Consider the following 24,078-nt stretch of genomic DNA (forward strand, 5'->3'; position numbering starts at 1 on the left):
GTGTTCAGACTTTGAAACGCGACACGCCGCCACGCAGGCCGGCGGCCACCTGGCTCAGTTCATCGATGGCAAAGCTGGCCTGTCGCAGCGACTCGACGGTCTGGGTACTGGCATCGCTGAGCTGCGCCAGCGCCTGGTTGATCTGCTCGGCACCGGTGGCCTGGGCCTGCATGCCTTCGTTGACCATCAGCACACGCGGCGCCAGGGCCTGCACCTGGTGAATGATCTGGCTGAGCTGCTCGCCCACCTGCTGCACCTCGAACATGCCGCGGCGCACTTCTTCGGAAAACTTGTCCATGCCCATGACCCCGGCAGACACCGCCGACTGGATTTCACGCACCATCTGCTCGATGTCGTAGGTGGCCACGGCGGTCTGGTCGGCCAGGCGGCGCACTTCGGTGGCTACCACGGCAAAGCCACGCCCGTACTCACCGGCCTTTTCCGCTTCGATGGCGGCGTTGAGCGACAGCAGGTTGGTCTGGTCGGCAACCTTGACGATGGTCACCACCATCTGGGTGATGTTGCTGGCCTTTTCGTTGAGGATGCCGAGTTTGGCGTTGACCAGATCCGCAGCGCCCATCACCTGGTGCATGGTCTCTTCCATCCGCGCCAGCCCCTGCTGGCCAGAGCCGGCGAGGCTGGAAGCCTGATCAGCGGCGGAGGTGACTTCGGTCATGGTGCGCACCAGATCACGCGAGGTGGCGGCAATTTCCCGTGAGGTGGCGCCGATTTCCGTGGTGGTGGCGGCGGTTTCGGTGGCGGTGGCCTGCTGTTGCTTGGACGTGGCGGCGATCTCGGTCACCGACGTGGTGACCTGCACCGACGAACGCTGGGCTTGGGCCACCAGGTTGGCCAGCGCCTCGGCCATTTCGTTGAAGCCGCTTTCGATGGCGCCGAACTCGTCCTTGCGGTCCAGGCTCAGGCGCATGCTCAGGTCGCCGGAGCGCAGCCTGTCGAGGGCATGCACGATACGCTGCATGGGGGCGGTGATGGCACGCATCAGCAACAGGCCACAAATGGCGGCCGCAACGATCGCCAGCAGCAGCGAAACCACCATACTGCCTTTGGCCGTGCTGACGGCGCTGACAATCTCGCTGGTCGCGGACTCGGCAGACGCCCGATTGAATTCGATCACTTCATTCAGGTGCTTGCGCCCTTCCACCCAGGCCGGCGTCAGCACCTCCATGATCAGCCGTTCGGCTTCGGCGTAGTTGCGCTGGCGGTACGCATCCAGCACCTGATTGACGATCCTGAGGTAGTTCTCCTCCAGTTGCACGAAGCTCTCGAAGCGGGTCTGGTCGTCTTTGTCCTGGATGGTGGCCTGGTAGCTGGCCATGTGCTGTTTCAGCCTGTCTTCGAAGCTTTTGAACAGCTCCATGTCGGCCGAAGTGATTTCACGGTGGTTGGACAGGCCCACCAGTTGCTGGCTGGTGACGTAGCTGTCGACCCAGGCGCTGCGGATCATCGAGCTGTAGTAGACCCCGGGAATGCTGTCGGTCCCCACTGCCTCCTCGGCGGTTTCGATGGCCACCAACCGCGAGTAGGCGGCCACGATCATCAGCAGCATGATGGCGATGATCACGGCGAAACTTGCCAGGATCCGTTGGCGCAAGGTCCAGTTTTTCACATTCAGCCCTCAGGAATTCTCAACGAGCGGGAAAAATCGCTGAAGTATAGCCCAGAGGCCTTACACATTTTCGGGTGAAGTGAGGGGTAAACAGGCATCCCTGCTGATGGACATGCCATTTGTTTCGTAGATCGTGAGCGCACCATGGCCCCTGTAGGAGCAGCCTTGCGCTGCGAAAGGGCCGGGATGATCAATACTGCTGCATGGGCCTTCATGGCCTCTTCGCAGCACAAGGCTGCTCCTACAGGGAGTGCGCACGCCTGAATGAGTGATTATTGGCCAGCAGCAAGCCGTACCTGGCTTTCCAGCTCTCGGCGCAGGGCTGGGTCCAAACGCAGCTGGCGGGCCAGTTCGTCCAGGTAGGCACGCTCCATGAAGTTTTCCTGGTCGACCATCATCACGCTGGCCAGGTACATCTCGGCGGCCATTTCTGGTGTTTGCGCGGCGCGGGCCACTTCGGCCGGGTCCAGCGGTTTGTTCAGCTCGGCATGCAGCCAGTGCTGCAGTTCACGGTCGCTGTCCAGGCGGGTAAATTCACCCTCGATCAGCGCCCTTTCGCGCTCGTCGATATGGCCATCGGACTTGGCCGCCGCTACCAGCGCCCGCAGCACCGCCTGGCTGTGCTGCTCGACCTGGGCAGGCGGCAGGCGGTCGACGGTTTGCGGTTCGGCTGCGGCCCCCTGCTGATTGGCCTGCCAGTTGCCGTAGGCCTTGTAGGCCAGCACACCCAGCGCAGCCAGGCCGCCGTAGGTCAGGGCCTTGCCGCCGTACTTGCGGGCTTTCTTGCTACCGAGCAGCAGGCCCAGGGCGCCCCCACCCAACAGGCCGCCACCAGCACCGGACAACAGCCCGCCAAGCCCACCGCCAGCGCTGCCGGACTTGTTGGCGCCCCCCTGTTTTTCGAGCATCTGCTGGCCGGATTTGAGGAGTTGATCAAGCAAGCCCCGAGTGTTCATTCATGTGTCTCCACGCAAGAAGATTCAACCGCCAGAGTAAGGCTTGGCAGAACGCACGCCATCGCGGATTTGCTTCCGGATGTTGCATTGGCTGGCAAAAAGCCAACTAGACTCGATATCGCCAATACCTCGCGCGATCGCACTACGCTTATAACAATTGCTTCACGGCTTGCTTGATGACTGCCCCGAACAAGATCTCCAAAAAGAGGGAACACCATGTCAGTGCACAAGACCGCATTGCTCGGCGCCATGACCGGTGCCGTGCTGGCCAGCGCCAGCCTGCAGGCTGCCGAACCGCCCAAGGCCCTGGGGCCCGGCGAGGGGCGCCTGGATATCGTTGCCTGGCCCGGCTACATCGAGCGCGGTGAAAGCGACAAGGCCTACGACTGGGTGACCGGCTTCGAGAAGGAAACCGGCTGCAAGGTCAGTGTGAAGACCGCCGCCACCTCGGACGAGATGGTCAGCCTGATGACCAAGGGCGGTTATGACCTGGTCACCGCCTCGGGCGATGCCTCGCTGCGGCTGATCGTGGGCAAGCGCGTGCAGCCGATCAACACCGCCCTGATCCCCAACTGGAAGAACATCGACCCGCGCCTGCAGAACGGTGGCTGGTACGTGGTCGACAAGCAGGTGTACGGCACCCCCTATCAGTGGGGGCCGAACGTGCTGCTGTACAACACCAACACCTTCAAGCAAGCCCCTACCAGCTGGGGCGTGGTGTTCGAGCCGCAGAACCTGCCCGACGGCAAGCCGAACAAAGGCCGCGTCCAGGCCTACGACGGGCCGATCTACATCGCCGACGCGGCGCTGTACCTGAAGTCGACCAAGCCCGAACTGGGCATCAAGGACCCCTACGAGCTGAACGAGGAGCAATACAAGGCCGTGCTGGAACTGCTGCGCCAGCAGCAGCCGCTGATCCACCGTTACTGGCATGACGCCACCGTGCAGATGAGCGACGTGAAGAATGAAGGCGTGGTCGCCTCCAGTTCCTGGGGCTACATGGTCAATGGCCTGAAGGCCGAGAACCAGCCGGTGGCCTCGACCATTCCCAAGGAAGGCGCAACCGGCTGGGCCGACACCACCATGCTGCACAGCGAGGCCAAGCACCCCAACTGCGCCTACAAGTGGATGGACTGGTCGCTGCAACCTAAGGTGCAGGGTGACGTAGCGGCCTGGTTCGGCTCTTTGCCGGCGGTGCCGGCAGCGTGCACCGGCAGCGAACTGCTGGGCGCCGAGGGCTGCAAGACCAACGGGTTCGACAATTTCGACAAGATCGCCTTCTGGAAAACCCCGCAGGCCCAGGGGGGCAAGTTCGTGCCGTATAGCCGCTGGACCCAGGACTACATTGCGATCATGGGTGGGCGCTAAAAGTTACTTGGCCTGCCCTGGCCCTGTCGCCGGCAAGCCAGCTCCCACAGTGTCTGCAAAGGCCCCAGCCTTGCGCATGACTGGTGGGAGCTGGCGTGCCGGCGACAGGGCCAGGGCAGGCAATACATAGACAACTGAGTACAGCCTATGCCCCTAGCCGTCCAGTTCACCCAGGTTTGCCGCACCTTCGGCGAGGTCAAGGCTGTCGATCAGGTCAGCATCGACATCATCGATGGCGAATTCTTTTCAATGCTCGGCCCTTCCGGCTCGGGCAAGACCACCTGCCTGCGCCTGATCGCCGGCTTCGAACAACCCACCAGCGGTTCGATCCGTATCCACGGTATCGAAGCCGCTGGCGTGCCGCCCTACCAGCGCGACGTCAACACCGTGTTCCAGGACTACGCGCTGTTCCCGCACATGAACGTGCTGGACAACATCGCCTATGGCCTGAAAGTGAAAGGTGTGGCCAAGGCCGAGCGCCACGGCCGCGCCGAAGAAGCCCTGGCCATGGTGGCCCTGGCCGGCTATGGCGCGCGCAAGCCCGCGCAGCTGTCCGGCGGCCAGCGCCAGCGTGTGGCCCTGGCCCGTGCCTTGGTCAACCGGCCACGGGTATTGCTGCTGGATGAACCCTTGGGCGCGCTGGACCTGAAGTTGCGCGAACAGATGCAGGGCGAGCTGAAAAAACTGCAGCGCCAACTGGGCATCACCTTCATCTTCGTCACCCACGACCAGACCGAGGCCCTGTCGATGTCCGACCGGGTCGCGGTGTTCAACCGTGGCCGTATCGAACAGGTCGACACCCCGCGCAACCTGTACATGAAGCCCGCTACCACCTTCGTCGCCGAATTCGTCGGCACCTCCAACGTGGTGCGTGGCGAGCTGGCCATACAGCTCAACGGCAGCCCGGCGCCCTTCTCCATCCGCCCCGAGCACATCCGCCTGGGCGAACCGGTGGTGACCAGCCATGAAGTGCAGGTCAGCGGCTTGTTGCGCGATGTCCAGTATCAGGGCAGCGCCACACGCTTCGAGCTGCAACTGGAAAGCGGCCAGCTGTTGGCGGTGAGCCAGGCCAACGACCGCTGGCAAGCGCAGCCCCAAGCGTGGCAGCCCGGGCAACGGGTGCTGGCACATTGGCCCCGCGAGGCCATGACGGTGCTGCAGGAAACCGAGGCCCGCTGACATGAGCACACTGCGCAGCCTGTCAAACCTGCTGTACCGGCGCCCGAACCTGTACCTGGCACTGCTGCTGGCACCCCCGCTGACGTGGTTCGGCGCAATCTACCTGGGCTCGTTGCTGAACCTGCTGTGGCAAGGTTTCTACACTTTCGACGACTTCACCATGGCGGTGACCCCGGACCTGACCCTGGGCAACTTCGCCGCGCTGTTCAACCCGTCGAACTTCGACATCATCCTGCGCACCTTGGGCATGGCGGTGGCCGTGTCATTGGCCAGCGCGGTACTGGCCTTCCCCATCGCCTACTACATGGCGCGCTTCACCAGCGGCAAGACCAAGGCGTTTTTCTACATCGCGGTGATGATGCCGATGTGGGCCAGTTACATCGTCAAGACCTATGCCTGGACCCTGCTGCTGGCAAAGGGCGGCGTCGCCCAGTGGTTCGTCCAGCAGTTGCACCTGGATGGCCTGCTGCAGGCGGTGCTGGCCGTGCCGGGCGTGGGCGGCAGCACGCTGTCGACTTCCCACCTGGGGCGCTTCATGGTGTTCGTGTACATCTGGCTGCCATTCATGATCCTGCCGATCCAGGCCTCGCTGGAGCGCCTGCCGCCTTCGCTGCTGCAAGCCTCGGCAGACCTTGGCGCACGGCCTGGGCAAACCTTCGTGCAGGTGATCCTGCCGCTTTCGATCCCAGGCATCGCCGCCGGCTCGATCTTCACCTTCTCGCTCACCCTGGGTGACTTCATCGTGCCGCAGCTGGTCGGCCCACCCGGTTACTTCATCGGCAGCATGGTCTATGCCCAGCAAGGGGCGATCGGCAACATGCCGATGGCCGCCGCGTTCACCCTGGTGCCCATCGTGCTGATTGCCGTGTACCTGTCCATCGTCAAGCGCCTGGGGGCCTTCGATGCACTCTGAAAAAGCTTCAACAGGGCTGCGACTGGCGGCTTGGAGCGGGCTGCTATTCCTGCACTTCCCGATCCTGATCATCTTCCTGTACGCCTTCAACACCGAAGACGCGGCGTTCAGCTTCCCGCCCAAGGGCTTTACCCTGAAGTGGATCGGTGTGGCTTTCGCCCGGCCCGATGTACTGGAGGCGATCAAGCTGTCGCTGCAGGTGGCCTGCCTGGCCACGCTGATTGCCCTGGTGCTGGGCACACTGGCGTCCGTCGCGTTGTATCGGCGCAGCTTCTTCGGCAAAGAGAGCATTTCGCTGATGCTGATCCTGCCTATCGCCCTGCCCGGCATCATCACCGGCATCGCCCTGCTCTCGGCCTTCAAGTCCCTGGGGATAGAGCCCGGGGTGTTCACCATCGTGGTCGGTCACGCCACGTTCTGCGTGGTGATCGTCTACAACAACGTGATCGCCCGCCTGCGGCGCACCTCGCAGAGCCTGATTGAAGCGTCGATGGATTTGGGCGCCGATGGCTGGCAGACCTTCCGCTACATCATCCTGCCCAACCTTGGCTCGGCACTGCTGGCCGGTGGCATGCTGGCTTTTGCCCTGTCGTTCGATGAAATCATCGTCACCACCTTCACCGCCGGCCACGAACGCACCCTGCCGATCTGGCTGTTGAACCAGCTCAGCCGCCCGCGCGACGTGCCGGTGACCAACGTGGTCGCCATGCTGGTGATGTTGGTGACCATGCTGCCAATCCTTGGCGCCTACTACCTGACCCGTGGCGGCGAGAGCGTCGCGGGCAGTGGCAAATGACCCTGGAGGAGTCCCCGATGCAAACGCAGATGCTGATCAATGGCCAACTGGTCGCTGGCCAAGGCCCGGCCTGGACCGTGCTCAACCCGGCGCTGGGAACCGCGCTGGCACAGATCAACGAAGCCACCGAGGCCCAGGTGGACAGCGCCGTGCGCGCCGCCGACCAGGCCTTCGACAGCTGGTCGCAAACCAGCCCCAAGGACCGCTCGCAAACCTTGCTGGCGCTGGCGGATGCCATCGAAGCCCATGGCGATGAACTGGCCCGGCTGGAATCGCAGAACTGCGGCAAGCCCCTGAGCGCCGCGCTGAACGATGAAATCCCGGCGATTGCCGACGTGTTCCGCTATTTTGCCGGCGCGGCACGCTGCCTGGGCGGTTTGGCGGCGGGCGAGTACCTGCCCGGCCACACCTCGATGATCCGCCGCGACCCATTGGGCGTAGTTGCTTCCATCGCACCGTGGAACTATCCGCTGATGATGTTGGCGTGGAAGATCGCCCCGGCCCTGGCAGCCGGCAACACGGTGGTGATCAAACCCTCCGAACTGACCCCGCTGACCGCCTTGCGCCTGGGTGAACTGGCCCAGGATCTGCTGCCACCGGGCGTCCTCAACATTCTCTTTGGCCGCGGCCAGACCGTCGGCAACCCGCTGGTCAACCATCCCAAGGTGCGCATGGTGTCGCTGACAGGCTCCATACCCACTGGCGCGCACATCATCAGCGCCACCGCCGACAGCGTTAAACGCATGCACATGGAGCTGGGTGGCAAGGCCCCGGTGCTGGTGTTCGACGACGCCGACATCGACGCTGCCATCGACGGCATCCGCACTTTCGGCTTCTACAACGCCGGCCAGGACTGCACCGCAGCCTGCCGCCTGTACGTGCAGGACGGCATCTACGAGCGCTTCGTCGAGCGCCTGGGTGCAGCAGTAGCCAGCCTCAAACCGGGCCTGCAGGACGCCGAGGACACCGAGCTGGGGCCGTTGATCAGCGCCCAGCATCGCGACAAGGTCGCCGGGCTGGTGCAGCGGGCCATCGACCAAGCGCACATTCGCCTGGTGACCGGTGGCAAGGCGATTGATGGCGATGGCTTCTTCTTCGAACCGACCGTGCTGGCCGACGCCCTGCAGGACGACGAGATCGTGCGCAACGAAGTTTTCGGCCCGGTGGTATCCGTCACCCGCTTCAATGACGAAGCCCAGGCGCTGGAATGGGCCAACGACTCCAACTACGGCCTGGCCTCATCGGTCTGGACCCGCGACACCGGCCGCGCCCACCGCCTGGCGGCGCGCTTGCAGTATGGCTGCACCTGGGTGAATACCCACTTCATGCTGGTCAGCGAAATGCCTCATGGCGGGCAGAAGCATTCGGGGTATGGGAAGGATATGTCGATGTATGGGCTGGAGGACTACACCTGTGTGCGGCATGTGATGATCAAGCACTAGCCCGAGGTTCTAGCCACTGGCCTCTTCGCGGGTTCGCCCGCGAAGAGGCCGGCACAGGTAGAACCTAATCGCGCAGGTCAGACTCGTGAATCGGGTTGGCGCGGCTGGTCGCGCGCTGGTACTGCGCAGGCCAGGTCGCTTCGTTGCCGTCCAGGTCGTCGTCGGCGTGTAGTGGCCAGTACGGGTCACGCAACAGCTCGCGGGCGAGGAAGATGAGATCGGCCTGGCCGGTGCGCAGGATGTGCTCGGCCTGGGCCGGTTCGGTGATCATGCCCACGGTGCCGGTGGCAATTTCCGATTCCTTGCGCACGCGTTCGGCGAAGCGGGTCTGGTAGCCGGGGCCGGTGGGGATCTCGGCGTTTACCGAGGTACCGCCAGAGGATACATCGATCAGGTCCACACCCAACCCTCGCAGGCGACGGGCCAGTTCGACGGTTTCATCCGGGTTCCAGCCGTCCTCCACCCAATCGGTTGCCGATACCCGCACCAACAGCGGCAACTCGGCAGGCCACACCTTGCGCACGGCCTCGACCACCTGCAGGGTCAGGCGGATGCGGTTTTCGAAACAACTGCCGTACTCGTCGCGGCGCTGGTTGCTTAACGGTGAGAGGAACTGGTGCAACAGGTAGCCATGCGCAGCATGAATTTCCACCACCTTGAAACCGGCCTTCAAGGCGCGCTCGGTCGAGGCGACGAACGCCGCGATTACATCCTGGATCTCGTCCGGGGTCAGCTCATGTGGCGGTGTGTGTTGCGGGTCGAACGCGATCTTCGATGGGCCTACTGGCTGCCAGCCTCCCTCTTCGAGCTTCACACTGCCCTGTTTGCCCAGCCATGGGCGATAGGTACTGGCCTTGCGCCCGGCGTGCGCCAACTGTATGCCCGGCACGGCACCCTGGGCGGTGATGAAACGGGTGATGCGTTGCAGCGGCGCGATCTGGGCGTCTTCCCACAGGCCGAGGTCTTCGGCGGTGATACGGCCGATGGCGGTCACCGCCACGGCTTCCGTGATCACCAAGCCCGCGCCCCCAACGGCACGGCTGCCTAAATGGACAAGGTGCCAGTCGTTGGCCAGACCATCGACGGCGGAATACTGGCACATCGGCGATACGGCGATGCGGTTGGGCAGGGTCAGCTGACGCAGGGTGTAAGGCTCGAGCAGCAGGCTCATGAGGGCACCTCCCAAGGACTCCAATGGTGATCCGGCCCGGACACTCAATTGCACGTCCCTGGCCCAGGTCCGGTCATAACTTCAGACTAGACCAGAATGGGTGGGGGGGAGGTTCCATGGGATTTTGGGTGGGGTGCGGGAATGTCAGGCTCGAAAGTGATGTCGCCGGTGAGATCGAGCGCCGCCCGCGCGGCGCTCGATTTCCGCCCCACCAAACAACTCAAGGCAAGCCCAGCGAACCCGTCAGCGCGGCTCCATGTGGGCAATCATCAACTGCACACTTTCGTTGCCACGAAACTCGTTCACATCCAGCTTGTACGCCAGTTCGACCCAGCGCACGGTCGGGTTCGGCCACACTTCACGGTCGACGCCAAAGGCAATGCCATCCAGTCGCACCGAACCACACTCGCTCTTGAGCACCACCTTCAGGTGCCGCTCGCCCACCACGCGCTGCTCCACCAGCTGGAACACGCCGTGGAACAGCGGTTCGGGGAAATGCTGGCCCCAAGGCCCGGCATGGCGCAGGGCCTTGGCCAGGTCGAGGTGAAATTCCTCCACGGCCAGGCTGCCATCTGACAACAGCCGGCCTGTCAGGTCTTCCTCACGCAGCTGGCGCCGCACTTCTTCGTCGAACGCCTCGGCAAAGGCCGGGAAATTACCCTCAGGCAATGATAAGCCCGCAGCCATGGCGTGGCCGCCGAACTTGCTGATCAGTTGCGGGTGACGCGCCGCCACGGCATCCAGTGCATCGCGGATGTGGAAGCCTGGTACCGAGCGCGCCGAACCTTTGAGCATGCCCTCGCCGGCATCAGCGAACGCAATGGTTGGCCGGTGATAACGTTCTTTAAGGCGCGAAGCCAGAATCCCGATCACACCCTGGTGCCAGTCGGCATCGAACAGGCACAGTCCATACGGCATCGACTCGACTGGCAGGTCCTTGAGCTGGGCCAGGGCCTCGCGCTGCATGCCCTGCTCGATGGACTTGCGGTCCTGGTTCAGGTCGTCTAGCTGCTGGGCCATGTCCTGGGCCAGTGCCGCGTCTTCGCACAGCAGGCATTCAATGCCCAGGCTCATGTCGTCCAGGCGACCGGCGGCGTTCAGCCGTGGGCCGAGGATGAAACCCAGGTCAGTCGAGGTGATGCGCCGGTGATCGCGGCGGGCCACTTCGAGAATTGCCTTCAGCCCTGGCCGGGCGCGGCCGGCGCGGATGCGCTCAAGGCCCTGGTGCACCAGGATGCGGTTGTTGGCATCCAGCGGCACCACGTCGGCGACGCTGCCCAACGCGACCAGGTCGAGCAGTTCGCCGATGTTCGGCTGTTGTTGCGTCTCGTAGCGCCCCAGGCTGCGCAGGCGCGCGCGCAGGGCCATCAGCACATAGAAGATCACCCCTACCCCGGCCAGCGCCTTGCTCGGGAACGTACAGCCCGGCTGGTTAGGGTTGATGATGGCGTCGGCATCGGGCAATTGCTGGCCCGGCAGGTGGTGGTCGGTGACCAGTACCTTGAGCCCGGCGGCCTTGGCTGCCGCCACACCCTCGACGCTGGAAATGCCGTTGTCCACGGTGATCAGCAGTTGCGGCTGACGCTGCAGTGCCACCTCTACGATTTCCGGGGTGAGGCCATAGCCGTATTCGAAGCGGTTGGGCACCAGGTAATCGACGTGGGCTGCACCCATCAGGCGCAGGCCCAGCACCCCGACGGTGCTGGCGGTGGCGCCATCGGCATCGAAGTCGCCAACGATAAGAATGCGCTGGCGCTGGTCCAGCGCCTCGACAAGCAGGTCGACACCGGCCTCGATGCCCTTGAGCTGCTGGTACGGCAGCAGGCGCGCCAGGCTTTTGTCCAGTTCGGCCTCGGCCTGCACGCCGCGCGCGGCGTACAGGCGGGTCAGCAAGGGTGGCAAGTTACCCAGAAATGGCAGGGTCGGCGGCAGGGGGCGAGGTTCGATGCGCATGGGTCGCTTCAGCCACGCTCACCGAGCAGCCACTGCAGTTGCACTTCGTGCTGGCCACGGTCATCCGTCACGAACACCGTGCCTTCGCTGATCATCACGTCCCACTTGATGCTGCGCGGCATGTCGGTGGCCAGCGTCTCCAGCACCTCCTGAGGCACGGCAGCGATGTTCAGGTTTTTCAGGTTCTTGACCGCGCTCACCACCTTGCCTTCCCACACACGCAGGCTGCCATAGGCCAGCAGGCTGGTGCGTTCGGTACGGCGCGAGCACCAGGTCAGGCGGTCGGCGTCTGGCTGGCCCACTTCGATCCAGTGCAGCACGCGATCATCCAGGCTCTTTTCCCACAGTGCCGGCTCATCGACATCCGACAGACCGCGGCCAAACGACAAGTTCTCGTTGTACCAGAGCGCATACGCCAACAGACGAACCGCCATACGCTCTTCAGTTTCCGAAGGGTGGCGAGCAATGGTCTGCTTGACGCTTTCGTAGACATTGCGATCAAGGTCGGTCAGATTCAATTCGAACTTGTAGGTGGTGGACGGCTGGGCCATGGTCGACGGGCTTCGTGCAAAAGAAAAGTGGCACAGTCTAACCCATCCGCACCTTCCATGCGCCGCAGCAGTACCCGGCGAAACCGACGTGTGATAAAACCATGGCTCTGCCCAGCTGCCACGGATGCCCCATGTCGACGCCCAGCAAACCCCTCGCCGGCCTCAAAGTTGTCGAACTTGGCACCCTGATTGCCGGGCCGTTCGCCTCGCGCATCTGTGCCGAATTCGGCGCCGAGGTGATCAAGGTCGAATCCCCCGATGGCGGCGACCCGTTGCGCAAGTGGCGCAAGCTGTACGAGGGCACTTCGCTGTGGTGGTTCGTGCAGGCGCGCAACAAGCAATCGCTCACCCTCAACCTCAAGCACCCCGAAGGCCTCGAGATTCTGAAGCGCCTGCTGGCTGACGCCGACATCCTGATCGAGAATTTCCGCCCGGGCGTGCTGGAAAAACTCGGCCTGGGTTGGGATGTGCTGCATGCCCTTAACCCGCGCCTGGTGATGGTGCGCCTCTCGGGCTTTGGCCAGACCGGGCCGATGAAAGACCAACCGGGCTTCGGCGCGGTGGGCGAGTCAATGGGCGGTTTGCGCTACATCACCGGCTTCGACGACCGCCCGCCGGTACGCACGGGCATTTCCATCGGCGACTCGATCGCCGCCCTGTGGGGGGTGATCGGTGCGTTGATGGCGCTGCGCCACCGCGAGGTCAATGGCGGCCAGGGCCAGGTGGTGGACGTGGCGCTGTACGAGGCGATCTTCGCCATGATGGAAAGCATGGTCCCGGAGTTCGATGTGTTCGGTTTTATCCGCGAGCGCACCGGCAACATCATGCCGGGTATCACCCCCTCCTCCATCCATACCAGCGCCGACGGCAAGCACGTGCAGATCGGCGCCAACGGCGATGCGATCTTCAAGCGCTTCATGCAGGCCATCGGCCGTGCCGACCTGGCAGATGACCCGACCCTGGCCAGCAACGATGGCCGCGACCTGCGCCGTGACGAGCTGTACGGGGTGATCGACCGCTGGGCCAACAGCCTGCCTCTTGAGCAACTGATGCAGGTGCTGACCACGGCCGAAGTACCGGCCAGCCGTATCTATTCGGCCGAAGACATGTTCAATGACCCGCAGTACCTGGCGCGGGAAATGTTCCTGCAGGCCAAGCTGCCGGACGGCAAGCCGTTCCGCATGCCGGGCATCGTGCCGAAGCTGTCGGATACGCCTGGCTCCACCGAATGGGTCGGCCCGGCGCTGGGCGAACACACCGAGGCATTGCTCACCCGCCTGGGCTACGACGCAGCGGCCATTGCCGGCCTGCGCGAAGCCGGCGCGGTCTGACGCCTGGCGCCGCCCTCGCCCATGCGCGCTACCCGCGGGCTACGCCACCTGATCCTGCTCTGCGGGCTACTGCTAGCATTGCTGCTACAGCCTGTCAGTGCCAAGGAACGCATCTTCTGGCTGGTGCGTGACCTGCCGCCGTTCACCATTTTTGCAGGCCCGGAAAAAGGCCAAGGGGTGATCGACCAGTTGTTGCCGCTGCTGATTGGGCAGATGCCCGAATACGACCACAGCATTGTGCGGGTCAACCGCGCCCGTGGCATCCAGATGCTGCAAGACCGCAACAGCTTCACCTGCGACCCTACCCTGCTATGGACCCCGGAACGGGCCGAATATGTGCGCTTTTCCATGCCATCGCTGGGCGTGCTCAGCGGTGGCCTGGTGCTGCGCAAGGAAAACCAGGCGCTGGCGGTTCCCTACCTCGACGGTCAGCAGGTAGACCTGCATGGCCTGCTGAGCAACGGCTCGCTGAAGCTGGGGATTGTTGCAGAACGCAGCTACGGCACCCAGATCGACGCCATCCTGCGCCAGTTGCCCGACAGCGTGCTCAGCCGCCACTACGGCAACGATGCCACCGCCAACCTGCTACAGATGCAACAGCTGGGGCGCCTGCGCATGGTGCTCGGCTACTGGCCGGAAGTGCGCTATCTGATTCAGCAGCAAGGGGGGGCACTGGCGGATTACCAGTTTCATCCGGTGCAGGGGGTAGAGCGCTACCAGTTTCTGCATGTGGGTTGCACGGACAGCCCTCTGGGGCGCGAAGCGATCGCGCATATTGATCGGCTGTTACCTGCACTGCGCCGGGATGTTTTGCCGGCGTTGTATGCGCGTTGGCTGGATCCGGCGTTACAGGAAGACTATCTGGAAGACAGCAAACGCTCCTTTGAAGGCCAATAAGCCAACCGACATACACGGTCGCTGTAGGAGCAGCCTTGTGCTGCGAAGAGGCCCTCATGACAAACGACATTCTCAAGCTGCACTGGCCCTCTCGCAGCACAAGGCTGCTCCTACAGGGAAATGAGCCTGCGCAGAAAAAAGAAACCCCGGACGCTGGGGAGGACGCCCGGGGCCAAGCGAAAGTCCTTGGGGACTTACCGAGGCAGCCTTGCCAGCACCGGAGCAAAGCACTGGCTGGCTACCCTTACACTGTCTGATACACCACTCAGGCAAAGGTTCCCTGGGGTTGCTGACGCTGCTGCAGCGCCGCGATCACACAAGGCTGCAACCGCCCTTCGGCAATCTGCAAGTCACGGTGCAGGCCATCCACCAGATCGATCAACAGGCGTTGCTCCTGCAACTGACGCTCGCTGACCATGCGTCGCAAGGTAATGCCGGCAACGCGGTCGTGAACGGTCAACTGACGATTGCCGCTGGCGTCGGCGATGCCAAGCTGGGCCTGATAGGGAGTCAGGGCTTCGTTGAGCAATTTGCAGATTCTTTCCATCCGGTTCACTCGCTGCGTGGTGGGATATAAAGGAACTGACCAACAGGCGCAGCGCAAAGTTCGTATGCCGCAGCTGTTTCATTGAGCATGCGGGGCAGACATGACAGTTTGAATACGCCGCCACGGGCGCTCCTGCAGCGCTTGCAGGGCACGCTGCAGGCGTGTCGTCGAAAGCGGCCAAGGGAGTTCGGCGAGTACCCAGAGACCCCGCTTTCTTGCCTCCTGGGCAAGGTTCTGGTGCTTGGGGGTAGCCTGGCCGACGAACAGCAACGCTCGTGATCGATGCTGCCGTGCGAGCAAAGAAAGGCCGGCCCGGGTTGGCATGGCGTGGTCGAGAATCAGCAGGTCGGGGCGACGTTCAGCAGCCAGGCAAGCGTCCAGGTCGGTGGCGGTGGCGCTGATGCGCACGTTGAACATGCCTTGGGCGTTGAGGGCCTGGTGCAGGAGGATCTGGTGGGACGGGCGAGCCTGGTGGATCAACACGTAGGGCTGGTGCATATGCCGCTCCTGGTGGGAGGACCGGCTAATTTAGGCTTGGCGCTGGACAGGTCGAATAGGAAATTTCTGAAGGATCAAAGGAAAAGGATTACATGCGGGGCCGCTATGCGGCCCCACATGGCAACGCGCTTACAACGGTTTGCCGCGGTTGCCGTGCTGGCTGACAAAGCCCTGCACTGCTTTCAGGTCATTGGCCAGCACCGTGCAACGCTCTTCACGGCTGAACAGGTCACTGAGGTGCGCCGGCAGCTCCAGCGCCTTGCCTACACCCGCCTTTTCCACCGCTTCCGGGAACTTGACCGGGTGCGCGGTACCCAGCACCACCATTGGCGTGTCCAGGCTACGACGGCACTCGCGGGCAGCCTTGACGCCAATCGCGGTGTGCGGGTCCAGCACTTCACCGGTGGCAGCGAAGACTTCGGCAATGGTCTCGCAGGTCTGCTCGTCGCTGACGGCCAGCGAGTCGAACAGTTTGCGGGCTTCGGTCCAGCGGCCTTGCTCGACGCTGAAGCCACCACCTTGCTTGAAGTTGTCCATCAGCTCGGCAATGGAGGCGCCGTTGCGGCCGTGCAGGTCGAACAGCAGGCGCTCGAAGTTGGACGAGACCATGATGTCCATCGACGGCGACAGGGTCGCGTGCAGAGTGTCCTTGACGTACTGGTTGCCGCTCATGAAGCGGTGCAGGATGTCGTTGCGGTTGGTGGCGACGATAAGCTGGCTGATCGGCAGGCCCATGTTACGCGCCAGGTAACCGGCGAAGATGTCGCCGAAGTTGCCGGTTGGTACCGAGAACGCCACCGAACGTGCCGGGCCGCCCAGCTGCAGGGCTGCGTGGAAGTAGTAGACGATCTGGGCCATGATACGCGCCCAGTTGATCGAGTTGACTGCCACCAGGCGGGTGCCCTTGAGGAACGACTGGTCGGCGAAGCTGGCCTTGACCATTTCCTGGCAGTCGTCGAAGTTGCCTTCGATGGCGATGTTGTGGATGTTGTCCCCGAAGATGGTGGTCATCTGGCGGCGCTGCACTTCCGACACGCGCTGGTGCGGGTGCAGGATGAAGATGTCGACGTTGTCGCAACGGCGGCAGCCTTCGATGGCGGCGGAACCGGTGTCACCACTGGTGGCGCCAATGATCACCACGCGCTCGTTGCGCTTGGCCAGCACGTGGTCGAGCAGACGGCCGAGCAGTTGCAGGGCGAAGTCCTTGAACGCCAAGGTCGGGCCGTGGAACAGCTCCAGCACCCACTCGTTGCTGTTCAGCTGACGCAGCGGTGCGACCGCAGCGTGGGCGAACTCGCCGTAGGTTTCTTCGAGGATCTTCTTGAAATCGGCGTCGGCGATGCTGCCTTCAACGAACGGGCGCATCACGCGGAAAGCCAGCTCGTGGTATGGCAGGCCAGCCCAGGAAGCGATTTCTTCCTGGGTGAAGCGTGGCAGGTTTTCTGGCACGTACAGGCCGCCGTCACTGGCCAGGCCAGCCAGCAGCACGTCTTCGAAATTCAGGGCCGGTGCCTGGCCGCGGGTACTGATATAGCGCATGGGTGCAAACCTTCGATGCTGGGGCCGGGGCCGCGCTGGCGGCCCGACGGCAATAATTTTGTCAGTTGAGCTGTTCGACGCGGATACGCACGACCTTGCCGATCACGTCCTGCAGGGCTTCCAGGGCGACGATGGCGTCGTTGATGCTCTGTTCGACCACACCATGGGTCAGGAGGATCATCGGCACCAGGCCGTCCTGCTCCTCGGCTTCCTTCTGCATGATCGACTCGATGTTGATGCCACGCTCCGACAGGATGCTGGCCACCTGGGCCAGTACGCCCGGGTGATCCTTGGCCTGGATGCGCAGGTAGTAGGCGCTTTCGCAGGCTTCGATCGGCAGGATCGGGTGCGCCGACAGCGAGTCTGGCTGGAAGGCCAGGTGCGGTACGCGGTTTTCCGGGTCGGAGGTCATGGCACGGACCACGTCGACCAGGTCGCCCACCACCGACGAAGCAGTAGGCTCCATGCCGGCGCCCGCACCGTAGTACAGGGTGGAACCGGCGGCGTCACCGTTGACCATGACAGCGTTCATCACGCCGTTGACGTTGGCGATCAGGCGGTCGGCCGGGATCAGCGTCGGGTGCACGCGCAGCTCGATGCCTTCGGCGGTGCGACGCGCCACGCCCAGGTGCTTGATGCGGTAGCCCAGGGCCTCGGCATAGTTCACGTCAGCAGTGGTCAGTTGGGTAATGCCTTCGGTGTAGGCCTTGTCGAACTGCAGCGGAATGCCAAAAGCGATCGACGCCAGGATGGTCAGCTTGTGCGCGGCGTCGATGCCCTCGACGTCGAAGGTCGGGTCGGCTTCGGCGTAACCCAGCGCCTGGGCTTCGGCCAGCACGTCCGGGAAGGCACGGCCCTTCTCACGCATTTCGGTGAGGATGAAGTTGCCGGTGCCGTTGATGATGCCGGCCAGCCAGTTGATGCGGTTGGCCGACAGGCCTTCGCGGATGGCCTTGATCACCGGGATGCCGCCCGCCACAGCCGCTTCGAAGGCGACGATCACGCCCTTCTCGCGGGCCTTGGCAAAGATTTCGTTACCGTGCACGGCAATCAGCGCCTTGTTGGCGGTGACCACGTGCTTGCCGTTTTCGATGGCCTTGAGCACCAGGTCGCGGGCGATGGTGTAGCCACCGATCAGCTCGATGACAATGTCGATCTCCGGGTTGCTCGCAACTTCGAACACGTCAGCGGTAATGGGGGTACCGGTAATCTGGCAGTTCGGGTTCTGCGAGCGCATGGCGATCTGTGCCACTTCAATACCGCGCCCGGCACGGCGGGCAATCTCCTCGGCGTTGCGCTGAAGTACATTGAAGGTTCCGCCACCGACGGTCCCCAACCCACAGATGCCTACTTTGACCGGTTTCACTGTGAACTCCCCATTGAACGGCCGACACCTTCGCCGACCGTGAAACATGCCGTCACCCCATGACGACGGCGTACTGAATTGGATTACTTGGCAAGTGCCAGCTTGGCGACTTGCGGTGCCGGCTGGTAGCCCGGAATGACCTGGCCGCTTTCAAGGACGATGGCCGGCGTGCCATTGACGCCGATCGACTGCCCCAACTGGAACTGCTTGCCGACCGGGTTGGCGCACTTGGCGGCCTTGATCTCTTCACCTTCGACCATCTTGTCCATCGCCCCACGGCGATCGCTGGAGCACCACACAGCCTGCAACTGCTGGTCACCCGGCGAGCCCAGCCCCTGGCGCGGGAAGGCGACATAGCGCACTTCGATACCGCGACGGTTCAGCTCGGGCACTTCGGCGTGCAGCTTGTGGCAATACGGGCAGGTGGTGTCGGTGAACACGGTGATGTGCGACTTGGTCTCGCCCTTGGCAGGATAAACCACCATCTCGGCCGCTGGAATGCCGTTGATGAGCTTGGCGACGCCCATACGCTCGGTTTTCTCGGTGAGGTTGACCGGCTTGCCGTCCTGGATCTGGAACAGGTAGCCCTGCATCACGAACTGGCCGTCGGCGCTGGCGTACAGCACGCGGCCGCCCTGCAGCTTGACTTCATACAGGCCGTTCAGCGGGCTGCTGTCCACGCTTTCGACGGGCACTTCCAGCTCGAGGTTTTGCAGCGATTTGCGGATGGCCTGCTCGGCGACGGCGTTGCTATCGGTTGCCGCGGCAACAGCGAAGGTACTGGCCAGCGCCAACGCGGCGGCGGCGAAAAACTGGGTCACGCGCATGGGAACTCCTGAAGGCGGACAGGGACCGGAGGGCGCCACCTGCGGAAAAGACGCGGTGGCCGTGCGGCCCTTGGTGCAAACCGCCCAAGCCTACCACATCACACCACCGGTGAAGGGCCTTGCAAGGACCAGTCGGCGGAACATGAAAAACATTCATCCACGCGGGTGGTGCTGCGCGTGCAACTGCTGCAGGCGGGCCTTGGCAACGTGGGTGTAGATCTGGGTGGTCGAAAGGTCGCTGTGACCAAGCAGCATCTGCACCACGCGCAGGTCGGCGCCATGGTTGAGCAGGTGGGTGGCGAACGCGTGGCGCAGCGTGTGCGGCGACAGCGATTTGTCGATACCTGCCACCCGGGCATGGTGCTTGATGCGGTGCCAAAAGGTCTGGCGGGTCATCTGCTCGCCGCGCTGGCTGGGGAACAGCACATCGCTGGGGCGGCCATTGAGCAACTCGGCACGGCCATTGCGCTGGTAGCGCTCCAGCCACACCACTGCCTCCTCGCCCATGGGCACCAGGCGCTCCTTGCTGCCCTTGCCCATCACCCGCAGCACACCCTGGCGCAGGTTGACCTGGTCGAGGGTCAGGCTGACCAGCTCGGTGACGCGCAGGCCGCACGCATAGAGCACTTCGAGCATGGCGCGGTCGCGCTGGCCGATGGCTTCGCCCAGGTCCGGGGCCTGCAGCAAGGCTTCAACGTCGGCTTCGGACAACGACTTGGGCAGCGGCTTGCCCAGTTGCGGCATGTCGACCTGCAGGGTCGGGTCTACCGCCACCAGCTTTTCCCGCAGCAGATAGCGGAAGAAACCGCGCAGGCCGGACAGGAAGCGCGCCGTGGAGCGTGGCTTGTATCCCTGATCGAGGCGCCAGGCCAGGTGGTCGAGGATCAGGTCACGGCCGGCGTCGGGCAGGGAGACCGAATGTTCCTGCAACCAGCCGTTGAACAGTGCCAGATCGCTGCGGTAGGACACGCGGGTGTTGTCGGACAGGCCTTTTTCAAGCCACAGGGCGTCGAGAAACTGGTCGATCAGGGGGTGGTCGAGGGCGGGCATGAAGACTCGGTGGCAAACGGCGAATTGGCGCTTAGTCTTTCATAACACTGCAAGCATAGGGAGCCCGTATGAACGAACAGCAGATTCTTCTCAGCGTCGGTGGTATCGGTGCCGCTGCGCTTGCCTGCCAATGGCTGGCCTGGCGCCTGAAACTACCAGCGATTCTGTTTCTGCTGCTGGCCGGGATCATCGCGGGGCCGGCACTGGGCTGGCTCGACCCCGAGGCGCTGTTCGGCCCATTGCTGATGCCGCTGGTGTCGCTGGCCGTGGCGCTGATCCTGTTCGAAGGCAGCCTGACCCTGCACCTGTCGCAGTGGCGCGAGATCGGCAGCGTGGTGCATCGCCTGGTCACCGTCGGCGCATTGGTCACCTGGCTGGTGATCGCCCTGGCGACCCACTGGTTGCTCGGGTTCGACTGGCCGCTGTCTATCCTGTTCGGCACCTTGACCCTGGTGACCGGCCCCACGGTAATCGTGCCCATGCTGCGTGTAGTGCGGCCAAAGTCGACCATCGCCAATATCCTGCGCTGGGAAGGGATCATGATCGACCCGATCGGCGCGCTGCTCGCCGTGGTGGTGTACAGCTTCATCATCGCCAGCGCCGACGGCAACGGCCTGAGCCAGAGCCTGACCACTTTTGCCGGGGTGATTTTTTGCGGCAGTGCCCTGGGCGCGGCCGGTGGGTGGCTGCTGGGGCAGATCATGCGCGAGCAGTGGCTACCGGAGTATCTGCACAATTTGGCCTCGCTGGCGGCTGTGCTGGGTATTTTCATCGCCGCCAACCAGATAATGCACGAGTCCGGGTTGCTGGCGGTGACCGTGATGGGGATGTGGCTGGCCAACATGCGCGGGGTCGATGTGCGGCAAATCCTGCACTTCAAGGAAAACCTCAGCGTGCTGCTGATTTCCGGTCTGTTCATCCTGCTGGCTGCGCGCCTTGACCTGCATGCCCTGCTGGGGCTCGGCCCGGCAGTATTGGCATTGCTGCTGGTGATCCAGTTGCTGGCACGCCCGCTCAACGTATGGCTGGCCACACTGGGCTCGGCACTCAGCTGGCGGGAGCGCACGCTGCTGGCGTGGATCGCGCCACGCGGTATCGTTGCTGCAGCCGTTTCGGCGATTTTCGCCATCCGCCTGCACCAGGCTGGCCACGAGGACGCCTTGCTGCTGGTACCGCTCACTTTCGCCGTGATCATCGGCACGGTGGTACTGCAAAGCGCCACGGCCAGGCCGCTGGCGCGCCTGCTGAAGGTCGCCGAACCGGCACCCAGCGGGTTTCTCATCGTCGGTGCCAACGGGCCGGCCCGGGCCATCGCCAAAGCCCTGCAACAATTGGGCTGCCGGGTTTTACTGACGGATTCCAGCTGGGAAAACATTCGCGCCGCGCGCATGGACGGGCTACCGACTTATTTTGGCAACCCCGCCTCGCAGCATGCCGACGCCCACCTGGACCTGGTCGGGCTCGGGCACTTGCTTGGCCTCTCCCCCGCCGGCGAAATCAATGCCCTGGCCTGCGCCAGGTTCCGCCATGATTTCGGCCACGGCCGGCTGTTCGTGCTGGCAAGCGGCCTGGAGAAACAACGCAGCGACAAGCATCGGGCGGCCGAGGAGCACCGCGGGCACTTGCTGGGGGCCAGCTCGATGACGTATCTGCAACTGGCCAACCGCTTGCACCAGGGCGCCGAGCTGTACAGCACCAACCTGACCGAAGGCTTTGATTGGGACGCCTACCAGGCCCTGCACGGCGAGCGTGCACACTTGCTGTTTGCTCGCGACGGGCATGGCTGGGTGCATGTAGCCAGCCCCGACAACCCGTTGCAGCCGCAACCGGGGTGGACCTTGGTGGCACTGATCGAACCAGCGCCGCAAGCATGATACTCAGGCGCCTGGCAGCACCGGCACCGGGCGCTTGTCCTCATCAATGGCGACGAAGCTGAAGACACCGTGAATCGCCCGCTCGCGGCCGTCGAGGTACATGTTCTCGACAAACACGTCCACCTGCACCTGCAGGCTGGTATTGCCGACCTTGATTACCGAGCCCACCAACTCGACGATCGAGCCCGCCGGGATCGGGTGCTTGAAGTCGATGCGGTCAGTGGACACGGTCACCAGCGGCAGGCGACAGAAGCGCGTGGCGGCAATGAACGACACTTCGTCCATCCAGGCCAGGGCGGTGCCGCCGAACAGGGTGTTGTGGTGGTTGGTGGTGTTGGGGAACACCGCCTTGGTCACGCGGGTCACCGACAACTCGGTGCGGCGCTGGATTTCCTGGTCTCGGGTAGTCATGGCAATCACATCTTCGGGGTTCAAAACGCAAAAAAGCAGCCCGAAGGCTGCTTTTTTCTCGCTAGGCGGCCTTGGCCACCGGGCAAACTGTCCTCAGGACAGTTTTTCCTTGATGCGAGCGGCTTTGCCGGACAGGTCGCGCAGGTAGTACAGCTTGGCTTTACGCACGTCACCACGACGTTTCACGGCCAGGCTGTCGATTTGCGGGCTGTAGGTCTGGAAGGTACGCTCAACACCAACGCCGCTCGAGATCTTGCGCACGGTGAAGGCGCTGTTCAGACCACGGTTACGCTTGGCGATAACAACGCCTTCGAACGCCTGCAGACGGGAACGCTCACCTTCCTTCACTTTAACCTGAACGACAACGGTGTCGCCTGGTGCGAAGGTCGGGATTTCCTTGCTCATCTGCTCTGCTTCGAGCTGCTGGATGATTTTGTTAGTCATGCTGTGCTCCTAAGGTGGACAAACGTGATCCACCATCGATACGTTAACTATCGTTCCGCTCGCGGAGGTATTCCTCGAGCAGCTTTTTCTCTTCTCCAGAAAGTGAGCGACTTTCCAGAAGATCGGCGCGTCGTTCGAAGGTCCTACCAAGGGACTGCTTCATCCGCCATCGCCGGATATGTGCATGGTTGCCACTTAGCAACACGTCGGGAACACGCTGATCCGCATACACCTCAGGTCGGGTGTAGTGCGGGCAATCCAGCAAGCCATCGGTGAAGGAATCTTCCTCCGCCGAGCCTACATGCCCTAAAGCTCCGGGCAGCAGCCGCGTAACCGCATCGATCAGTACCATGGCCGGTAGCTCACCACCGGAAAGCACATAGTCGCCAATCGACCACTCTTCATCGACATAAGCATCAATAAAACGCTCGTCAATGCCTTCATAACGGCCGGCGATCAGGATCAAAGATTCCTGTTCGGCCAAGCCTTTGACCGCTTGCTGATCCAGCTTGCGGCCTTGTGGCGAAAGGTAGATTACCTTTGCCGTTGCTCCGGTCGCTTGCCTGGCACTGGCCAGCGCATCTTCCAGAGGCTTGATCTTCATCACCATCCCCGGACCACCGCCAAAAGGCCGATCATCCACCGTGTGGTGGCGATCACTGGTGTAGTCCCGCGGATTCCAGCAAGTGACTTGCAACAAGCCCTGCTTCACCGCGCGGCTGGTAATGCCGTACTCCGTAATGGCCGAGAACATCTCGGGGAACAACGTGATGACTTCTACGCGAAGGTTACCCATCAGTTAGAAATCCGCGTCCCATTCGACCCGCATCACACCGGCTTCAAGGTCGACTGCCAGCACACATTGCGCCGTATAGGGCAACAAGCGCTCACGGTCATCCAGGCTGCCTGCGCAAGGCTTGACCACCATTACATCGTTCGCGCCGGTCTCCAACAGGTGATCAACCGTGCCGAACAGCTGTTCGTCCTGGTTGATGACTTTCAGACCGACCAACTGGTACCAGTAGTACTCGTCGTCCGTCAGGTTGGGCAAAAGGCTGCGCGAGATGCAAATCTCGTAACCGCTCAGAAGACGCGCTTCGTCACGATCGTCGAGCCCTTTGAGCTTGGCGACCAGCTCCTTTTTATTGGAACGGCCACTGACCAGCTCAACCTGCTTGACCGACCCTTCGCGCCGAAGCGTCCAGTTACGGTAATCCAACAGGTTTTCAATCGGATCGGTAAAGGAATACACCTTCACCTCGCCGCGAACGCCGTGAACCGAAAAAATCTTGCCAACGACGATGAGGTCGTCAGCCTTTTCTGGCGTCGCGTTCATAC

Annotated in this window: 23 protein-coding genes; 8 read left to right on the top strand and 15 right to left on the bottom strand. The window is 63.0% G+C overall.

What is annotated here, in order from left to right; translation table 11 throughout:
• Positions 1-4 precede the first annotated feature (4 nt).
• Both E8E78_RS09355 and E8E78_RS09360 read right to left on the bottom strand, forming a co-directional pair.
• Positions 5-1,627 carry a methyl-accepting chemotaxis protein gene (locus tag E8E78_RS09355; RefSeq protein ID WP_049274408.1) on the bottom strand — a complete coding sequence of 541 codons (1,623 nt, stop codon included), beginning with the start codon at positions 1,625-1,627 and terminating at the stop codon, positions 5-7.
• 272 nt (positions 1,628-1,899) lie between these two features.
• Positions 1,900-2,583 (bottom strand): tellurite resistance TerB family protein, encoded by a 684-nt coding sequence (locus E8E78_RS09360; RefSeq protein ID WP_049274407.1) that lies wholly within the window; start codon positions 2,581-2,583, stop codon positions 1,900-1,902.
• Between the two features lie 216 nt (positions 2,584-2,799).
• Between E8E78_RS09360 and ydcS the strand changes: the two genes are divergently transcribed.
• The 5 genes from ydcS (at position 2,800) to E8E78_RS09385 (ending at position 8,281) form a co-directional block, all read left to right on the top strand.
• Positions 2,800-3,951 (top strand): putative ABC transporter substrate-binding protein YdcS, encoded by a 1,152-nt coding sequence (ydcS, locus tag E8E78_RS09365; RefSeq protein ID WP_049274405.1) that lies wholly within the window; start codon positions 2,800-2,802, stop codon positions 3,949-3,951.
• A 147-nt stretch (positions 3,952-4,098) separates the two neighbouring features.
• Complete coding sequence (locus tag E8E78_RS09370; protein WP_059394630.1) at positions 4,099-5,130, top strand: ABC transporter ATP-binding protein; 1,032 nt, start codon at positions 4,099-4,101, stop codon at positions 5,128-5,130.
• Position 5,131: 1 nt separating this feature from the next.
• Positions 5,132-6,043 (top strand): ABC transporter permease, encoded by a 912-nt coding sequence (locus E8E78_RS09375; protein WP_059394631.1) that lies wholly within the window; start codon positions 5,132-5,134, stop codon positions 6,041-6,043.
• On the top strand, positions 6,033-6,839 hold the full coding sequence (locus E8E78_RS09380; protein ID WP_280312070.1) for an ABC transporter permease: 807 nt from the start codon (positions 6,033-6,035) through the stop codon (positions 6,837-6,839). The genes E8E78_RS09375 and E8E78_RS09380 overlap by 11 nt, the downstream gene beginning before the upstream one ends.
• A 17-nt stretch (positions 6,840-6,856) precedes the next feature.
• Complete coding sequence (locus E8E78_RS09385) at positions 6,857-8,281, top strand: gamma-aminobutyraldehyde dehydrogenase (protein ID WP_059394632.1); 1,425 nt, start codon at positions 6,857-6,859, stop codon at positions 8,279-8,281.
• A gap of 64 nt (positions 8,282-8,345) precedes the next feature.
• Here the strand turns inward: E8E78_RS09385 and E8E78_RS09390 are convergent, their stop codons facing one another.
• The 3 genes from E8E78_RS09390 to E8E78_RS09400 form a co-directional block, all read right to left on the bottom strand.
• Positions 8,346-9,452, bottom strand: coding sequence for an NADH:flavin oxidoreductase/NADH oxidase (locus E8E78_RS09390; RefSeq protein WP_059394633.1), 1,107 nt, complete (start codon positions 9,450-9,452; stop codon positions 8,346-8,348).
• A 243-nt stretch (positions 9,453-9,695) separates the two neighbouring features.
• A complete protein-coding gene (gene recJ / locus E8E78_RS09395; protein ID WP_059394634.1) occupies positions 9,696-11,405 on the bottom strand; it encodes a single-stranded-DNA-specific exonuclease RecJ in 1,710 nt (569 codons plus the stop codon).
• A gap of 8 nt (positions 11,406-11,413) precedes the next feature.
• Positions 11,414-11,956, bottom strand: coding sequence for a YaeQ family protein (locus E8E78_RS09400; protein ID WP_049275619.1), 543 nt, complete (start codon positions 11,954-11,956; stop codon positions 11,414-11,416).
• Positions 11,957-12,087: 131 nt separating this feature from the next.
• On the opposite strand from E8E78_RS09400, the gene E8E78_RS09405 reads away from it, so the two are divergent.
• Together E8E78_RS09405 and E8E78_RS09410 are read left to right on the top strand one after the other, a co-directional pair.
• On the top strand, positions 12,088-13,287 hold the full coding sequence (locus E8E78_RS09405; RefSeq protein WP_049275618.1) for a CaiB/BaiF CoA-transferase family protein: 1,200 nt from the start codon (positions 12,088-12,090) through the stop codon (positions 13,285-13,287).
• Between the two features lie 21 nt (positions 13,288-13,308).
• Entirely contained in the window at positions 13,309-14,184 is an 876-nt protein-coding gene (locus tag E8E78_RS09410) for a TIGR02285 family protein (protein ID WP_049275617.1), read from the top strand.
• Positions 14,185-14,449: 265 nt separating this feature from the next.
• Here E8E78_RS09410 and E8E78_RS09415 read toward each other — a convergent pair whose 3' ends face one another.
• The 6 genes from E8E78_RS09415 to xerD form a co-directional block, all read right to left on the bottom strand.
• Positions 14,450-14,731 (bottom strand): DUF3509 domain-containing protein, encoded by a 282-nt coding sequence (locus E8E78_RS09415; RefSeq protein ID WP_016501222.1) that lies wholly within the window; start codon positions 14,729-14,731, stop codon positions 14,450-14,452.
• 78 nt (positions 14,732-14,809) lie between these two features.
• Complete coding sequence (locus E8E78_RS09420; RefSeq protein WP_049275615.1) at positions 14,810-15,229, bottom strand: response regulator; 420 nt, start codon at positions 15,227-15,229, stop codon at positions 14,810-14,812.
• A 129-nt stretch (positions 15,230-15,358) separates the two neighbouring features.
• Positions 15,359-16,768, bottom strand: coding sequence for a threonine synthase (thrC, locus tag E8E78_RS09425; RefSeq protein ID WP_016501224.1), 1,410 nt, complete (start codon positions 16,766-16,768; stop codon positions 15,359-15,361).
• Positions 16,769-16,829: 61 nt separating this feature from the next.
• Positions 16,830-18,134, bottom strand: coding sequence for a homoserine dehydrogenase (locus E8E78_RS09430; protein WP_016501225.1), 1,305 nt, complete (start codon positions 18,132-18,134; stop codon positions 16,830-16,832).
• An 83-nt stretch (positions 18,135-18,217) separates the two neighbouring features.
• A complete protein-coding gene (locus E8E78_RS09435; protein WP_084967001.1) occupies positions 18,218-18,961 on the bottom strand; it encodes a thioredoxin fold domain-containing protein in 744 nt (247 codons plus the stop codon).
• Between the two features lie 153 nt (positions 18,962-19,114).
• Positions 19,115-20,011: a site-specific tyrosine recombinase XerD gene (xerD, locus tag E8E78_RS09440; RefSeq protein WP_016501227.1), complete on the bottom strand. Its 897-nt coding sequence runs from the start codon at positions 20,009-20,011 to the stop codon at positions 19,115-19,117.
• Between the two features lie 68 nt (positions 20,012-20,079).
• Here xerD and E8E78_RS09445 point away from each other — a divergent pair, with 68 nt between their 5' ends.
• Positions 20,080-21,885 (top strand): sodium:proton antiporter, encoded by a 1,806-nt coding sequence (locus E8E78_RS09445; protein ID WP_059394635.1) that lies wholly within the window; start codon positions 20,080-20,082, stop codon positions 21,883-21,885.
• Between the two features lie 3 nt (positions 21,886-21,888).
• Here E8E78_RS09445 and E8E78_RS09450 read toward each other — a convergent pair whose 3' ends face one another.
• The 4 genes from E8E78_RS09450 to rimM all read right to left on the bottom strand — a co-directional run bounded on the left by E8E78_RS09450 (position 21,889) and on the right by rimM (position 24,076).
• A complete protein-coding gene (locus E8E78_RS09450) occupies positions 21,889-22,296 on the bottom strand; it encodes an acyl-CoA thioesterase (protein ID WP_016501229.1) in 408 nt (135 codons plus the stop codon).
• Between the two features lie 93 nt (positions 22,297-22,389).
• On the bottom strand, positions 22,390-22,740 hold the full coding sequence (gene rplS, locus E8E78_RS09455; protein WP_003252148.1) for a 50S ribosomal protein L19: 351 nt from the start codon (positions 22,738-22,740) through the stop codon (positions 22,390-22,392).
• 43 nt (positions 22,741-22,783) lie between these two features.
• Positions 22,784-23,536, bottom strand: coding sequence for a tRNA (guanosine(37)-N1)-methyltransferase TrmD (gene trmD, locus E8E78_RS09460; RefSeq protein WP_049275611.1), 753 nt, complete (start codon positions 23,534-23,536; stop codon positions 22,784-22,786).
• A 3-nt stretch (positions 23,537-23,539) separates the two neighbouring features.
• A complete protein-coding gene (gene rimM, locus E8E78_RS09465; RefSeq protein WP_016501231.1) occupies positions 23,540-24,076 on the bottom strand; it encodes a ribosome maturation factor RimM in 537 nt (178 codons plus the stop codon).
• Between the last annotated feature and the right edge of the window lie 2 nt (positions 24,077-24,078).

It is taken from the genome of Pseudomonas sp. BN505 (genome assembly GCF_029873175.1).
In the GTDB taxonomy this organism is placed as follows: Bacteria; Pseudomonadota; Gammaproteobacteria; order Pseudomonadales; family Pseudomonadaceae; genus Aquipseudomonas; species Aquipseudomonas putida.

Coding starts and splice junctions, on each gene's coding strand:
- rplS (WP_003252148.1), bottom strand. CDS start 22,740: ATGACTAACAAAATCATCCAGCAGCTCGAAGCAGAGCAGATGAGCAAG.
- rimM (WP_016501231.1), bottom strand. CDS start 24,076: ATGAACGCGACGCCAGAAAAGGCTGACGACCTCATCGTCGTTGGCAAG.
- E8E78_RS09380 (WP_280312070.1), top strand. CDS start 6,033: ATGCACTCTGAAAAAGCTTCAACAGGGCTGCGACTGGCGGCTTGGAGC.
- E8E78_RS09375 (WP_059394631.1), top strand. CDS start 5,132: ATGAGCACACTGCGCAGCCTGTCAAACCTGCTGTACCGGCGCCCGAAC.
- trmD (WP_049275611.1), bottom strand. CDS start 23,536: ATGGGTAACCTTCGCGTAGAAGTCATCACGTTGTTCCCCGAGATGTTC.
- ydcS (WP_049274405.1), top strand. CDS start 2,800: ATGTCAGTGCACAAGACCGCATTGCTCGGCGCCATGACCGGTGCCGTG.
- E8E78_RS09420 (WP_049275615.1), bottom strand. CDS start 15,229: ATGCACCAGCCCTACGTGTTGATCCACCAGGCTCGCCCGTCCCACCAG.
- E8E78_RS09360 (WP_049274407.1), bottom strand. CDS start 2,583: ATGAACACTCGGGGCTTGCTTGATCAACTCCTCAAATCCGGCCAGCAG.
- E8E78_RS09385 (WP_059394632.1), top strand. CDS start 6,857: ATGCAAACGCAGATGCTGATCAATGGCCAACTGGTCGCTGGCCAAGGC.
- E8E78_RS09410 (WP_049275617.1), top strand. CDS start 13,309: ATGCGCGCTACCCGCGGGCTACGCCACCTGATCCTGCTCTGCGGGCTA.
- thrC (WP_016501224.1), bottom strand. CDS start 16,768: ATGCGCTATATCAGTACCCGCGGCCAGGCACCGGCCCTGAATTTCGAA.
- E8E78_RS09445 (WP_059394635.1), top strand. CDS start 20,080: ATGAACGAACAGCAGATTCTTCTCAGCGTCGGTGGTATCGGTGCCGCT.
- E8E78_RS09450 (WP_016501229.1), bottom strand. CDS start 22,296: ATGACTACCCGAGACCAGGAAATCCAGCGCCGCACCGAGTTGTCGGTG.
- E8E78_RS09405 (WP_049275618.1), top strand. CDS start 12,088: ATGTCGACGCCCAGCAAACCCCTCGCCGGCCTCAAAGTTGTCGAACTT.
- xerD (WP_016501227.1), bottom strand. CDS start 20,011: ATGCCCGCCCTCGACCACCCCCTGATCGACCAGTTTCTCGACGCCCTG.
- recJ (WP_059394634.1), bottom strand. CDS start 11,405: ATGCGCATCGAACCTCGCCCCCTGCCGCCGACCCTGCCATTTCTGGGT.
- E8E78_RS09370 (WP_059394630.1), top strand. CDS start 4,099: ATGCCCCTAGCCGTCCAGTTCACCCAGGTTTGCCGCACCTTCGGCGAG.
- E8E78_RS09390 (WP_059394633.1), bottom strand. CDS start 9,452: ATGAGCCTGCTGCTCGAGCCTTACACCCTGCGTCAGCTGACCCTGCCC.
- E8E78_RS09435 (WP_084967001.1), bottom strand. CDS start 18,961: ATGCGCGTGACCCAGTTTTTCGCCGCCGCCGCGTTGGCGCTGGCCAGT.
- E8E78_RS09415 (WP_016501222.1), bottom strand. CDS start 14,731: ATGGAAAGAATCTGCAAATTGCTCAACGAAGCCCTGACTCCCTATCAG.
- E8E78_RS09400 (WP_049275619.1), bottom strand. CDS start 11,956: ATGGCCCAGCCGTCCACCACCTACAAGTTCGAATTGAATCTGACCGAC.